Here is a 13,512-nt window from a genome sequence, read left to right as displayed (position 1 = left end):
GAGCCCGCCCCGGCGCGCCCCCCGACGCCGCCTTCTCCCCCGCCGCCGCCCGCGCCGCCGCGGCCTCCCGCGCCGCCGCCCCCGGTGCAGACGCCCCCGGTGCAGCGGCCTCAGGAGGGCTCGACGGCGCTGCAGAACACGCTGGAGCGGCTTCGCCAGCAACAGGCGCAGCGTCCGCCGCAACCGCAGAGGCCCACCGGGGGAGGGGCGCCGGCCGCCGGCGCGCCGGGCGGAACCGCGCCCAGCCCGGGACTTTCCCGCGGCGAGATCGAAGGCCTCTCCAACCGGATCTCCGAGTGCTGGTCGGTCGATCCCGGCATGCTTGGGCTCGAGCAGATCGTGGTCGAGGTGCAGGCGCGCTTCCGCCCCTCGGGCACTGGCGTGGCGGTGGTCGCGGTGCAGCCGGCACCGGGGACCAATCTCAACGATCCCCGCGTGCGCGCGGTGTTCGAAAGCGCGCAGCGGGCGTTGCGCAACCCGCGCTGCGAGCCGCTGCCGGTGCCGCCCGAGAAGATCGCCACACTCGAAAGCGCAATCTTCCGCTTCAACCCACGCGGGCTGATCCGCTGATCGGCTCGCCCTCACGACGGTTCCATCGCGCCCGGCATCGACCCCGCGGCCCGTGTGCGCTAGGAAGCGCGCGACCTCAGACGATGGCTGTTGCGATGACGAAGCGACTTCTGTCCCCCGCGCTGCTCGATGCGCTCGAGCGGATCAGCCTCTCGCGCCGCGCGCTGCTCGCCGCCGCGCCGGTGGTCTCGACCGTGCTTGCGCTCGATGCGCGCGCCCAGGCGCAGCGGCCGGTGATCGACATCACCCGCGCCCGCACCGACCCCCTGCCGATCGCCATCCCCGATTTCGCCGGCGCGCAGCCCTGGGGCGCGCAGATCGCCCAGGTGATCACCGCCAACCTGGCGCGCTCGGGCCTCTTCCGCCCGATCGACCGCCGCGCCTTCCTGCAGGAGAGCCCCGAGGCCACGCCCCGCTTCGCCGAATGGCGGGTGATCGGTGCGCAGGCGCTGGTGACGGGCCGGGTCGACCAGCAGGGCGATCGGCTGCGCGTCGAGTTCCGGCTGTGGGACGTGCTGCCCGGCACGCAGATCCAGGGCACCGCCTACACGACGCAAATCCCCAACTGGCGGCGCATCGCGCACATCTGTTCGGACGCGATCTACGAACGGCTCCTCGGCGAGAAGGGCTACTTCGACACCCGCATCGTCTACGTCTCCGAATCGGGGCCGCGCGACCGGCGCATTCGCCGCCTCGCCATCATGGACCAGGACGGCGAGAACCACCGTTTCCTGACGGACGGCGCGTGGGCCGCACTCACCCCCCGCTTCCACCCCAACACGCGCGAGATCGCCTACATGTCCTATGCGCGGAACGAACCGCGCGTCTACCTGATGGACGTGGATACGCGGCGCGAGACCCTGCTCGGCAATTTCCCCGGCATGACGCTCTCCCCCCGCTTCAGCCCCGACGGCAACAGCGTCATCCTCTCCGCCATCCGCGGCGGGGATGCCAACATCTTCGTCGTCGACCTGCGCACGCGGCGGGAACGTCAGCTCACTTCGGGGCCTTCGCTCGACGTCTCGCCCTGCTTCTCCCCCGACGGGCAGAAGGTGGTGTTCAACTCCGACCGCGGCGGCGATCAGCAGCTCTATGTGATGGACGCGGATGGCGGCAACGTGCGCCGCATCAGCTTCGGCCAGGGGCGCTACGCCACCCCGGTGTGGTCGCCGCGCGGCGACCTGATCGCCTTCACCCGCCTCACGCGCGGCACCTTCGCCATCGGCGTGATGCGCCCCGACGGGTCCGGCGAGCGCATCCTCTCCGAAGGCTGGCAGATGGAGGGGCCGACCTTCGCGCCCAACGGCCGCGTGCTCGCCTTCTGGCGCGAAACCAGGGCGCAGGACGCGCGCGGCGGCGGCTACTCCGCGCGGCTCGCCTCCATCGACATCACGGGGTTCAACGAGCGCGCCCTGCCCACGCCGGCCGACGCCTCCGACCCCGCCTGGTCGCCCCTGATCCCGGGTTAGGCGCGGAATCGTCACAGTTCCGCCCGACCTTGATCGGAGTGAACGCAGCCCGCATATGCGCCCGCATCGGTTGCGGAATCGTCGGCAGAGGCGGACAAGAGTTGCCACACCGAAAGGAGTTGACCTGACGATGAAGACGAAGCTGCTTGCCCCCATCGCCGCCCTCGCGCTGGTGGCGGCTTGTGCCCAGGCCCCCGATCAGGGTGGGGCCGTGACGGGCGCCGGCCAAGCCACCGGGCCTCGCCCCGGCACGCAGGAGGATCTCGTCGCCAATGTCGGCGATCGCGTCTTCTTCGACTTCGACCGCTCCGACATCCGCCCCGATCAGGCGCCGACCCTGGATCGCCAGGCCGCCTGGCTGCAGACGCACCGGCAGGTTCGCGTGATCATCGAGGGCCATGCCGACGAGCGCGGCACGCGCGAATACAACCTCGCGCTCGGCCAGCGCCGGGCCGATTCGGCGCGCAACTATCTCATCGCCCGCGGCGTCGATGGGGCGCGCATCAGCACCATCTCCTATGGCAAGGACCGTCCGGCCGTGCTCGGCTCGAACGAGGAGGCTTGGGCGCAGAACCGGCGCGCCGTCACCGTCGTGCAGTGAACGGGCGGCCGAGCCGCTGATCCCGCGCGGGCGGCCCCGAGGCCGCCCGTCGCGTTTCGGCCTCGCCGCCAACGAGGAGGATGGACCGATGCGCAGCAGACTTGCGGTCGTCACCTTGATCGGGCTCAGCCTCGCCGCTCCGGCCGCGGCACAACTCGAAAGCCGCGAGGCGATCGCGTTGCAGAACCAGATCCTCGAATTGCGGCGTGACCTGCAGGCGCTGCAGGGCCGGCTCGGCACGGGGGGCGGTGCCGTCGCTCCTCCGGTCGCGGTCGCCCCACCCGTCGGCGCGGGGGGAGCCATGCCCGGCAGCCAGCAGGAATTGCTCACGCGGCTGCTCGAACGCGTGCAGGCGTTGGAGACGGAGGTGCGCCTGTTGCGCGGCCGCAGCGACGAGACGCAGAACGCGCTGCGCGAACTCTCGGCGACGGTGGAGAAGAACCGCGAGGACCTGGAGTTCCGCATCGGTGCCCTGGAAGCCGGGCGCGGTGGAGCGGCACCGCAACGACCGGCGGCTGGCGGCGCGCAGCCGACCCCTCAGGCGCCGGCGCAGCAACAGGCGGCCCTGCCCACCCCGCCGGCGGCGCCGGCCCAGCCCGCCCGCCCGCGCACCCAGGAGCAGATCCTGCGCGCCGCCCAGGAGGCGTTGCGCCGGCAGGATTGGGCGACGGCCGAGCGGGAGGCGCAGGCCTTCATCGCCACCTACCCGCGCGACCCCCGCGTCGGCGAGGCCTACCTGATCCGCGCCGAGGCGCTCTACGGCCGGCGGGAGTTCACCCAAGCGGCTCTGGCCTATGACGACGCCCGTTCGCGCGTGACCGACCGCTCCCGTCGCCAGGACGTGCTGCTCGGGCTCGGCCGCTCGCTTGCCGCCATCAACGAGCGTGACAGCGCGTGCGAGGTGTTCCGCCAGCTCGCCTCGGATTTCGCCACCGACATGCGGGCGGACATCCGAGAGGCGCTGACCCGCGAGCGATCCCGGCTGCGCTGCTGACCGAGCTCGAGACCCGCTTCAGCGCCGCACTCGAGCGGCTCGGGCCGTTCGAGCCTTCCCCCTTGCTTGCGGTCGCCGTCTCGGGGGGCCCGGACAGTCTCGCCCTTGCCCTGCTCGCTGAGCCTTGGGCGCGGGCGAGGGGAGGGCGGGCGATCGGGCTCGTCGTCGATCATGGCGTGCGTGCGGCCGCCGCGCTGGAGGCGCGCCTTGCCGCGGCGTGGCTCGCGGCGCGGAGCATCGAGGCGCGGATCATCACGCTGGCGCGTGCCGGCACCGACGCCCAGGCGCTGCGCCGTGCCCGCCTGGCTGCTCTGGCCGAGGCGGCGGCCGAGGTGGGGGCACTCCATCTCCTCCTTGCCCACCATGCCCTCGACCAGGCGGAGACGGTGCTGATCCGGCTCGGGCGTGGCTCGGGCGAGGGGGGGCTCGCGGGCATGCCGGTGGTTCGGCCGCTCGGCCCCGTGCGCCTGCTGAGGCCGCTGCTCGGCGCCCCTCCCGTGGCCCTCAAGGCCTTCCTGCGCGGCCTTGGCCAGCCGTGGATCGAGGACCCGTCCAACACGGGGCGGACGACGCGGGCGGTGTTGCGCGCCGCCTTGCGCGACGGCGACGGCCAAGGGGTGGGGGTGCAGGCTGCCGCGCAGGTCGCGGCGGCCGCTTCCCGCCGCCGCGCCGCAGCCGAGGCAGTCCTCGCGCGGGCGCTCGCGCAGGCCGTCACCCTCTCCCCCCTCGGCTTCGCCCAGCTCGACGCCGCTTCCTTCGCGGCCTGGGACGAGACGATGCGACAGGCGGCGCTCGCCGCGCTGTTGCGCTGCATCGGCGGCCATCAACATCCCGTGCGCCAAGACCGCCTAGCCCCTCTTCTCCATCGCATGGCGAGAGGGGGCGGCGGCACGGCTGCCGGTTGCCTCGTCGCGCGTCGGGGGACGACATGGCTGGTGGCACGCGAGCCGGCGGCGGTCGCGGCCGAGGTCGAGATGGCCGGAGCGTCGCCGGTGCCGTGGGACGGGCGCTGGCGCGTCACCGCCGTACCGGGCAGCACCGTCGGGCCGTTGGGCGCGGCGGAGGCGGCGCTGCTCCGTCGCACCCATACTCCGGCGCGCGATGTTCCCGCCGCGGTCCTGGCCACCCTGCCGGCGATCCGGCATGGCGGCGTGCTGGTTGCAGTGCCGCCGATCCTGTATCATTCGGGCAGGTGGTTGCCGGTGCCGCAGGCTCGGTTTCGCCCGCCGGTGGCGCTTGTCGAGCTTTGGGCCGGCGGTGGGGAGCTGGGGGCCATTGGAAGCTTGGTAACGAGACCCATGTTGAGATGGCCGGCGGTTCGCGCCGACACAGATCGAGGATGATCGCCGCGTGAGCAACTTCGGACGGAACCTCGCCCTTTGGGTCATCATCGCGCTGCTGCTGGTGGCGCTGTTCAATCTGTTCCAGCCTTCCTCGCCGCGCCACTACGCGAGCCAGATCGCCTATTCCGACTTCCTCAACGAGGTCGGCAACGGCCAGGTGCGGGACGTCACCATCCAGGGCCGCGTGGTCACCGGCCAACTGCTGGATGGGCGCATGTTCACCACCTACCTCCCGCCCGATGCGGGCACGGTGACCATCCAGAAGCTCACCGAGCGCGGCGTGCGCGTCGTCGCCCGGCCGGAGGAGAGCGAGGTCAACCCGATCTTCCACTACCTCCTCTCCTGGTTCCCCATGCTGCTGCTCATCGGCGTGTGGATCTTCTTCATGCGCCAGATGCAGTCGGGGGGCGGGCGTGCCATGGGCTTCGGCAAGTCGCGCGCCAAGCTGCTCACCGAAAAGCAGGGGCGCGTGACCTTCGACGACGTCGCCGGCATCGACGAGGCGAAGGCCGAGCTGCAGGAGATCGTCGACTTCCTGCGCGACCCGCAGAAGTTCCAGCGCTTGGGCGGGCGTATTCCGAAGGGCGTGCTGCTGGTCGGGCCGCCCGGCACCGGCAAGACGCTGCTCGCCCGCTCCATTGCCGGCGAGGCGAACGTGCCGTTCTTCACCATCTCGGGTTCGGATTTCGTCGAGATGTTCGTCGGCGTCGGCGCATCGCGCGTGCGCGACATGTTCGAGCAGGGCAAGAAGAACGCGCCCTGCATCATCTTCATCGACGAGATCGACGCCGTGGGGCGGCATCGCGGCGCGGGCTTGGGCGGTGGCAACGACGAGCGCGAGCAGACCCTGAACCAGCTACTCGTCGAGATGGACGGCTTCGAGTCGAACGAGGGGGTGATCCTGATCGCCGCCACCAACCGCCCCGACGTTCTGGATCCCGCCTTGCTTCGCCCGGGGCGGTTCGACCGTCAGATCGTGGTGCCGAACCCGGACGTGAACGGGCGGGAAAAGATCCTGCGCGTGCACATGCGGAAAGTACCGCTTGCCGCCGACGTCGACCCGAAGGTGCTCGCCCGCGGCACCCCCGGCTTCTCGGGGGCCGATCTCGCCAACCTGGTGAACGAGGCCGCCCTGCTCGCCGCCCGGCTCGGCAAGCGGGTGGTCGGCATGGCCGAGTTCGAGGCGGCGAAGGACAAGGTCCTGATGGGGGTGGAGCGCAAGTCCCTCGTGATGAGCGAGGAGGAGAAGCGCATGACCGCCTACCATGAGGCCGGGCACGCGCTGGTCGCGATGTCGCTGCCCGAGTGCGATCCGGTACACAAGGCCACCATCATTCCGCGTGGCCGCGCGCTCGGCCTCGTCATGTCGCTGCCGGAGGGCGATCGCTACTCCAAGCACAAGTCGAAGCTCCTGCAGGAGCTCGCGATGGCGATGGGCGGGCGCGCGGCCGAGGAGATCGTGTTCGGCCCCGACCGCGTGTCCAACGGGGCGGCCGGCGACATCAAGATGGCGACCGAGCAGGCGCGCCGCATGGTCACCGAGTGGGGCATGAGCGAGAAGCTCGGCATGGTCGCCTACGCCGACAACTCGCAGGAGGTCTTCCTCGGCCACGCCATCACCCAGACCAAGAACGTCTCCGAGGCGACGGCGCAGGAGATCGACCGCGAGATCCGCCGCATCATCGATGAGGCCTACGCGACGGCGAAGCGCATCCTCACCGAACGCCGCGCCGACCTTGATCGGCTCGCCCAGGGCCTGCTCGAGTACGAGACGCTGTCCGGCGAGGAGATCAAGGCGCTGCTCGCCGGCGAGCCGATCATCCGCAAGCAGGAGCAGGAGCAGCCGCAGGCGGACCAGCGCCGCTCCTCGGTGCCGACCTCGGGGCGCGTGCCGAAGACGGGCGCCGCACCCGCCGGCGGCTTCGGAGCGCAGCCGCAGCCGAACGTCTGACGTTTCCGCCTGCGTTCGCTGCATCCCCGGTCGGTCAATCGTTCGACCCGCGGTGGCAGGGCGCGGCGCGACCACGACCGGCGGAACAGTCGCGGCCCTTGGCGGAGCATCCCCGGGCAGGGATAAAGCGATCGTCAAGCTAGGGGTGCTAAACCTCGCAGGGCGTGCCGGAGCGGCCGTTCTGCCGGCCGGCGCGCCTCTTTTCGGGTCAGCGGGAGCCTTCGCCGATGGCGTCCGATCGTCGTCGTCTGTTCGGAACGGACGGGGTCCGTGGCCGGGCCAACGCCCCGCCGATGCGGGCGGAAACCGCCCTCCGCCTGGGCCAAGCCGCCGGGGCGTTGTTCCGGCGCAACACGGCCGGGCACCGGCCACGCGTCGTCATCGGCAAGGACACCCGCCTCTCCGGCTACATGATCGAAAACGCGCTCGCCGCCGGCTTCATCTCGGTTGGCATGGACGTGAACTTCGTGGGTCCGTTGCCCACGCCGGCGATCGCCTGGCTCACGCGTTCCATGCGGGCCGACCTCGGGGTGATGATCTCGGCCTCGCACAATCCGTTCGAGGACAACGGCATCAAGCTCTTCGGTCCCGACGGCTGGAAGCTCTCGGACGCGATGGAGGCCGAGATCGAGCGGCTCATGGAGGATGCCGCCCTGGAGGATCACCTCGCTGCTCCGGGCGAATTCGGCCGCGCCGTACGGCTTGAGGATGCGCGCGGCCGCTACATCGAGGCGGCGAAATCGTCCTTTCCCCGCAACCTTCGCCTCGATGGGCTGCGCATCGTCATCGACTGCGCGAACGGTGCCGCCTATCGCGTGGCTCCGCTCGTGCTCGCCGAACTCGGCGCGGAGGTGATCCCGCTCGGCGTCGCGCCCGATGGGGTGAACATCAATCGCGGCTGCGGCTCCACGGTGCCCGAACACATGAAGAGCGAGGTGGTGGCCAACGGCGCCGATCTCGGCCTCGCCCTGGATGGCGACGCCGACCGCCTCATCCTCGCCGACGAGACGGGCCGGGTGATCGACGGCGACCAGGTGCTGGCCCTGATCGCTGATGCGTGGTCGCGCACCGGGCGGCTGGCCGGGGGCGGCGTGGCGGCCACCGTGATGAGCAACATGGGGCTCGAGCGCTTCCTTGCCGAACGGGGCCTCGTGCTCGAGCGCACGGCGGTAGGCGACCGTTACGTCGCCGAACGCATGCGCGAGAAGGGCATGAACGTCGGCGGCGAGCAGTCGGGGCACATGATCCTCACCGACTATGCGACGACCGGAGACGGGCTGATTGCCGCCCTGCAGGTGCTCGCCGTCATCGTCGAGACCGGCAGGCCCGCCTCCGAGGTGTGCCGCCAGTTCGACCCCCTACCGCAACGGTTGTGCAACGTCCGCCACGACGGGCGGCTCGATCTCTCCCACCCGCGCATCGCGGCCGCCATCGCCGAGGCCGAGGCGCGGCTCGCCGGGCGGGGGCGCTTGCTGATCCGCCGGTCGGGCACCGAGCCGGTGGTCCGCGTGATGGCCGAGGCGGTCGAGGAGAGCCTCGTTGCGGAGGTGGTCGATTTCGTCGCGGAGTCGATCCGTTCCGTCGTGGCCGAGGTGGTGGCGTGATGAAGGGCAGAGTGCTGATCGTCGCCGGTTCCGATTCCGGGGGCGGGGCGGGGATCCAGGCCGACATCAAGGCCGTCACCTGTCTCGGCGCTTTCGCCATGACCGCCGTCACCGCCCTCACGGCGCAGAACACGCAAGGCGTGGCCAACGTGCTGCCCGTGCCACCCGGTTTCATCCGCGAACAGATCGACGTCGTCGTCTCCGACCTCGGTGTGGATGCGGTGAAGACCGGCATGCTGCACGACGTGCCGGTGATCGAGGCGGTGGCGGAGGAGATCACCGCCCTCGACCCGCCGGTGCCGGTGGTGGTCGACCCCGTGATGGTGGCCAAGGGCGGGCATCGGCTCCTGGAGGAGAACGCCGTCTCGGCGCTGATGCGGCTGATGATCCCGCGCGCGACGGTGATCACCCCCAATGTTCCGGAGGCGGAAGTGCTGGCGGGCTCGGCTATCCTTTCGCTCGACGACATGAAGCGGGTGGCCGAGCGTCTCCTCTCCCTCGGCTGTGGGGCGGTGCTGATGAAGGGCGGGCACCTGCCGGGGGAGCGGGTGACCGACCTTCTCGTGACGGCTGAGGGGATGGAAGCCTTCTCCGGCCCGCGCATCGTCACCCGCCACACGCACGGCACCGGCTGCACGCTCGCTTCCGCCATCGCCGCCGGGCTCGCCCAGGGCCTGGCTCTGCGCGAGGCCGTCATTCGCGCCCGCCACTACGTCGCCCTCGCCCTCGCCTCGGCCCCCGGCTACGGCCAGGGGCACGGGCCACTCGATCACGCGGTGACGGTCGACCCGGTTCGCTTGGCCGCACTGTCTCGCGCTTAGGCCGCCCAGCGCCGCGCCGCCCGCGGGGGAGGGGGGCCAGCGCGGCACCATGCGCGGGGCGAGATCCTGCTGCCCGTTTGAGGCAGCGCGGCACGATTGCGGCGCCGCAGGCGCGGGTCTATAGCCCGCCCCGGGTCACGCCCCCCCACCGGGGCGCATCGCTTCTGCAAGGGAGCTCGCCATGGCGCACACCGCCTCGCCGCCCGCGCGGCCAACCGCCCGTCCCAACAACCCGCGCTTTTCGTCCGGGCCCACCGCCAAGCGACCCGGCTGGTCGCTTGCCGCGCTTGAAGGCGCGCTGCTCGGCCGTTCGCACCGCGCGAAGGAGCCGAAAGCCCGCCTCGCCGAGGTGATCACGCGCTCGAAACGGCTGCTCGGCCTGCCCGAGGATTGGCGTCTCGGCATCGTTCCCGCCTCCGACACGGGCGCGATCGAGATGGCGATGTGGACGTTGCTCGGCCCTCGCCCCGTCGACGTGATCGCCTTCGAATCCTTCGGCGAAGCCTGGGCGACCGATGTCGCGAAGCAGCTCAAGGTCGAGCACCGCATTCTCTCGGCTCCCTACGGTCGCTTGCCTGACCTGACCGCCGTCGACTGGTCGCACGATGTCGTCTTCTGCTGGAACGGAACGACTTCCGGCGTGCGCATCCCGGATGGCGCGTGGATCGCGCCCGACCGCGTGGGGCTCGCGATCTGCGATGCCACCTCGGCCGTGTTCGCGATGGACCTTCCCTACGACCGGCTCGATGTCGTCACCTGGTCCTGGCAGAAGGTGCTCGGCGGCGAAGCGGCGCACGGCATGCTCGCGCTGTCTCCCCGTGCGGTGGAGCGGCTCCTCACGCACAAGCCCGCTTGGCCACTGCCGAAGATCTTCCGCTTGGTTTCCGGCGGCAAGCTGATCGAGGGCATCTTCAAGGGCGAGACCATCAACACCCCCTCCATGCTCTGCGTGGAGGATGCGTTGGACGGGCTTGCCTGGGCGGAGTCGATCGGGGGGCTTCCCGAGCTCATCCGTCGTTCCGAGGCCAATCTCGCCGCGGTGGCGCGTTGGGTTGAGAAGACGCCGAACTATGCCTTCCTCGCCGAGGATCCGCGCACGCGCTCCTCGACCTCGATCTGCCTCTCCATCGTCGCCCCCTGGTTCACCGCCCTCTCCGCCGAGAGGCAGGCCGAGGCGGCGAAGGCCATCGCCGCCCTCCTCGAGGCTGAAGGTGTGGCGCTCGATGCCGGCGGCTATCGCGACGCGCCGCCGGGGCTCAGGCTCTGGGGCGGGGCTACGGTGGAGACGGCCGACATCGAGGCCGTGCTGCCTTGGCTCGATTGGGCAGCCGAGACGGTGGCACAACGTTTCGCCACCGTGCCGGCCGGGGAATGACGCCGATGCCGAAGGTCCTCATTTCCGACAAGCTCTCTCCCGCCGCGGTCGAGATCTTCCGTGCGCGCGGCATCGAGGTCGACGTCAGGACCGGCCTCTCGCCCGCCGAGCTCCGCGCCATCATCGCCGACTACGATGGGCTCGCCGTCCGCTCCTCGACGAAGGTGACGGCGGAGCTTCTCGCCGCGGCGAAGAACCTGAAGGTGGTCGGCCGCGCCGGCATCGGCGTCGACAACGTCGACGTCAAGGCCGCCACCGCCCGCGGCGTGGTGGTGATGAACACGCCGCACGGCAACGCCATCACCACCGCCGAGCACGCCATCGCCCTCATGTTCGCCCTCGCCCGCCAGATCCCCGAGGCCTCCGCCTCGACCAAGGCGGGCAAGTGGGAGAAGAACCGGTTCATGGGCGTCGAGCTCTACGGCAAGACGCTCGGCATCATCGGTTGCGGCAACATCGGCTCCATCGTCGCCGACCGTGCGCTCGGGCTGAAGATGAAGGTGATCGCCTACGACCCGTTCCTCTCCGAGGCGCGGGCGGTCGCGCTCGGGGTGGAGAAGGTCGACCTGCATGACCTGTTCGCGCGCGCCGACTTCATCACGCTGCACACGCCGCTGACGGAGGGCACGCGCCACATCATCGACGCGCGCGCCATCGCGAAGATGAAGCCCGGCGTGCGCATCATCAACTGCGCCCGCGGCGGACTGATCGTGGAGAAGGATCTCTACGACGCGCTCGTCTCCGGTCACGTCGCCGGCGCCGCGCTCGACGTGTTCGAGACCGAACCCGCGACCGACAGCCCTTTGTTCGGTCTGGAGAACGTCGTCTGCACGCCGCATCTCGGCGCCTCGACCATGGAGGCGCAGGAAAACGTCGCGCTGCAGATCGCAGAGCAGATGAGCGACTTCCTGCTGACCGGGGCGGTGACGAACGCGATCAACATGCCCTCCGTCTCGGCCGAGGATGCGCCGCGGCTGAAGCCGTACATGGAGCTTGCGCGCCTGCTCGGTGCCTTCGCCGGCCAATTGTCGGTGGCGCGCGACGGCGGTTTTCGCTCCGTCGCCATCGAATACGAGGGGCATGTCGCCACACTGAACCACACCCCTCTCACTGCGGCCGCTCTCGCCGGCCTGCTCGGGCCACTGATGGAGGGGGTGAACATGGTCAACGCGCCGGTGATGGCGCGCGAGCGCGGCATCGACATCACCGAGACCGTGCACGACCGGCCTTCCGAGTATCAAACGCTGATTCGCATCGCGGTGACGACGGATCGCGACACCCGCACGGTCGCCGGCACGCTCATCGCAGGCTCTCGGCCCCGCCTGGTCGAGATCAAGGGGATCCCGGTGGAGGCGGATTTCTCGCGCTACATGCTGTACGTGACGAATGAGGACAAGCCAGGGTTCATCGGCCGTTTCGGCACCACCCTTGCCGAAGCGGGCGTGAATATCGCGACCATGCATCTCGGCCGCAACGCGCCGGGGGGCGATGCGATCTGTCTTGTTTCCGTCGACGAGCCGGTGCCGGCGGAGGTTCTGGACCGCGTGCGCGGTTTGCCCCTGGTGAAGCAGGCGACCCTGCTGTCGTTCTAGGGACGTCGAGCCAAGGGGGCCGCCGAACTGAGTCGGCGGCGCGGGCGAGAGCGCGCCGCGCACCGGGTGCCGAGTCCACTCGGCTGGGCGAAAGCCGCCGGTCGCTCTGCTGCCGAGGGGGGCGCCGGCGGGGTCGGACTGCTGTGCTCTCCGGCCCGCCGCCTCACTGTCTCACTGTAGCGGTGTCACCTCCATGCGAGCGCGCTGGGCGATGCGCTGGGCCTCGTCGAGCAAGGCCGCAGCGGACAGGACGTAGACCTCGTCGCTGAGCGCGACCCGAGAGCCGGAACCGTCCGTCCGGCCAGCGGCGGGAAGGCGACGGATGGCGATGATCATGCCGACGAGACGCCCAGCACCATCGACCACGGGGCCGCCCGAGAAGCCGGGGACCGTGCCGGGCAGCGAGGCCACGAGGCCCGGCCCGAGGCCTGGCACGTTCACCGCCCGTCCGGTCGCCACCCCCTCGACGCGCCGCGGCAGGGCAAGCTGCGGGTCGCGCAGAGGGACGGACCCGAAGGCAGCCAGACGATCACCCGCAGCCACCGGGGCGGTCAGCGCCACTGGCCGAGCCCCGACCGGCGACCGTGCATCGCTGTCGATCTGCTGGAGGAAACCCTGCGGTATCTCGAGAACGGCGAGGTCCATCGCCGGGCTGAGGCCAAGCAACCGCCCTGTCGTCATCGGGCCGCCGGCGGGACCGCGGCGCAAGGTCACACGGGCGCCCGGGGCCAAGCCATCGACGACGTGCGCCGCCGTCACCGCGAGACCGGGTGCGATCTGGAACGCCGAGCCGACCAGTCGGGGCGTGATGACCACGGCGTGGGCGTGGAGAGGATCGATCCTTCGCTCCGCCGTCCGCTCGGCCGGCTGGCTTGCCGGCGCTGCGCCCGCTCCCTCTCCTGCCCGCGCGGAGCCGGCCGCCGCGGTCGCCAAGTCGCCCGCCAGGAGCGCGAGCGCCGTGAGCAGACCGCCGATCGCCTGCGAAATGCCGCAGCGGCAACGACTGCGCCGCATGGGTCAGCTCCCTGGCCTGTCCAAACCGGCCGGCCGGGCTGCCGCCGCGCGGGCAGCCGAGCCACCGCCGCAACGATGACCAGGGGCCCCTCAATGAACGGTAAACAAGAAACGGAGTCGCAAACCGTCACGAGTCGCATCGCTCGATTGGCCGCACGCCTGACGCAACGCGGTTACC

11 protein-coding genes are annotated in these 13,512 nt (G+C 71.0%); 10 read left to right on the top strand and 1 reads right to left on the bottom strand.

Annotated features, from left to right (window positions below):
• The first annotated feature begins 99 nt into the window (after nucleotides 1-99).
• The 10 genes from DWB05_RS01580 to serA all read left to right on the top strand — a co-directional run bounded on the left by DWB05_RS01580 (nucleotide 100) and on the right by serA (nucleotide 12,320).
• Nucleotides 100-570: a cell envelope integrity TolA family protein gene (locus DWB05_RS01580; RefSeq protein WP_157967031.1), complete on the top strand. Its 471-nt coding sequence runs from the start codon at nucleotides 100-102 to the stop codon at nucleotides 568-570.
• 95 nt (nucleotides 571-665) lie between these two features.
• Nucleotides 666-2,039 carry a Tol-Pal system beta propeller repeat protein TolB gene (gene tolB / locus DWB05_RS01575; RefSeq protein WP_114374363.1) on the top strand — a complete coding sequence of 458 codons (1,374 nt, stop codon included), beginning with the start codon at nucleotides 666-668 and terminating at the stop codon, nucleotides 2,037-2,039.
• 130 nt (nucleotides 2,040-2,169) lie between these two features.
• Nucleotides 2,170-2,640 (top strand): peptidoglycan-associated lipoprotein Pal, encoded by a 471-nt coding sequence (gene pal, locus DWB05_RS01570; RefSeq protein ID WP_114374361.1) that lies wholly within the window; start codon nucleotides 2,170-2,172, stop codon nucleotides 2,638-2,640.
• An 88-nt stretch (nucleotides 2,641-2,728) separates the two neighbouring features.
• Nucleotides 2,729-3,634 (top strand): tetratricopeptide repeat protein, encoded by a 906-nt coding sequence (locus tag DWB05_RS01565; RefSeq protein ID WP_114374359.1) that lies wholly within the window; start codon nucleotides 2,729-2,731, stop codon nucleotides 3,632-3,634.
• 62 nt (nucleotides 3,635-3,696) lie between these two features.
• Entirely contained in the window at nucleotides 3,697-4,977 is a 1,281-nt protein-coding gene (tilS, locus tag DWB05_RS01560) for a tRNA lysidine(34) synthetase TilS (RefSeq protein ID WP_198669025.1), read from the top strand.
• Between the two features lie 7 nt (nucleotides 4,978-4,984).
• Complete coding sequence (gene ftsH / locus DWB05_RS01555; protein ID WP_114374355.1) at nucleotides 4,985-6,928, top strand: ATP-dependent zinc metalloprotease FtsH; 1,944 nt, start codon at nucleotides 4,985-4,987, stop codon at nucleotides 6,926-6,928.
• A gap of 227 nt (nucleotides 6,929-7,155) precedes the next feature.
• The gene (glmM, locus tag DWB05_RS01550) at nucleotides 7,156-8,532 is read left to right on the top strand and encodes a phosphoglucosamine mutase (protein ID WP_114374352.1); all 1,377 of its coding nucleotides are present in this window, start codon (nucleotides 7,156-7,158) and stop codon (nucleotides 8,530-8,532) included.
• Nucleotides 8,532-9,353, top strand: coding sequence for a bifunctional hydroxymethylpyrimidine kinase/phosphomethylpyrimidine kinase (gene thiD / locus DWB05_RS01545; protein WP_114374350.1), 822 nt, complete (start codon nucleotides 8,532-8,534; stop codon nucleotides 9,351-9,353). The genes glmM and thiD overlap by 1 nt, the downstream gene beginning before the upstream one ends.
• A 181-nt stretch (nucleotides 9,354-9,534) precedes the next feature.
• Nucleotides 9,535-10,728: a phosphoserine transaminase gene (locus tag DWB05_RS01540; RefSeq protein WP_114374348.1), complete on the top strand. Its 1,194-nt coding sequence runs from the start codon at nucleotides 9,535-9,537 to the stop codon at nucleotides 10,726-10,728.
• Between the two features lie 5 nt (nucleotides 10,729-10,733).
• A complete protein-coding gene (gene serA / locus DWB05_RS01535) occupies nucleotides 10,734-12,320 on the top strand; it encodes a phosphoglycerate dehydrogenase (protein ID WP_114374346.1) in 1,587 nt (528 codons plus the stop codon).
• Nucleotides 12,321-12,491: 171 nt separating this feature from the next.
• On the opposite strand, the gene DWB05_RS01530 is transcribed toward serA, so the two are convergent.
• Entirely contained in the window at nucleotides 12,492-13,334 is an 843-nt protein-coding gene (locus DWB05_RS01530) for a S1 family peptidase (RefSeq protein ID WP_114374343.1), read from the bottom strand.
• Between the last annotated feature and the right edge of the window lie 178 nt (nucleotides 13,335-13,512).

The organism is Elioraea thermophila (ex Habib et al. 2022), assembly GCF_003336755.1.
Classification (GTDB): domain Bacteria; phylum Pseudomonadota; class Alphaproteobacteria; order Acetobacterales; family Acetobacteraceae; genus Elioraea; species Elioraea thermophila.
Note: the sequence above shows the minus strand (reverse complement) of the source record. Positions and strands in the feature narration are given on the sequence as shown.

Bases quoted from the DNA above. Each gene is read 5' to 3' on its own strand.
- tolB (WP_114374363.1), top strand. From the start codon at position 666: ATGACGAAGCGACTTCTGTCCCCCGCGCTGCTCGATGCGCTCGAGCGG.
- pal (WP_114374361.1), top strand. From the start codon at position 2,170: ATGAAGACGAAGCTGCTTGCCCCCATCGCCGCCCTCGCGCTGGTGGCG.
- DWB05_RS01565 (WP_114374359.1), top strand. From the start codon at position 2,729: ATGCGCAGCAGACTTGCGGTCGTCACCTTGATCGGGCTCAGCCTCGCC.
- glmM (WP_114374352.1), top strand. From the start codon at position 7,156: ATGGCGTCCGATCGTCGTCGTCTGTTCGGAACGGACGGGGTCCGTGGC.
- thiD (WP_114374350.1), top strand. From the start codon at position 8,532: ATGAAGGGCAGAGTGCTGATCGTCGCCGGTTCCGATTCCGGGGGCGGG.
- DWB05_RS01540 (WP_114374348.1), top strand. From the start codon at position 9,535: ATGGCGCACACCGCCTCGCCGCCCGCGCGGCCAACCGCCCGTCCCAAC.
- serA (WP_114374346.1), top strand. From the start codon at position 10,734: ATGCCGAAGGTCCTCATTTCCGACAAGCTCTCTCCCGCCGCGGTCGAG.
- DWB05_RS01530 (WP_114374343.1), bottom strand. From the start codon at position 13,334: ATGCGGCGCAGTCGTTGCCGCTGCGGCATTTCGCAGGCGATCGGCGGT.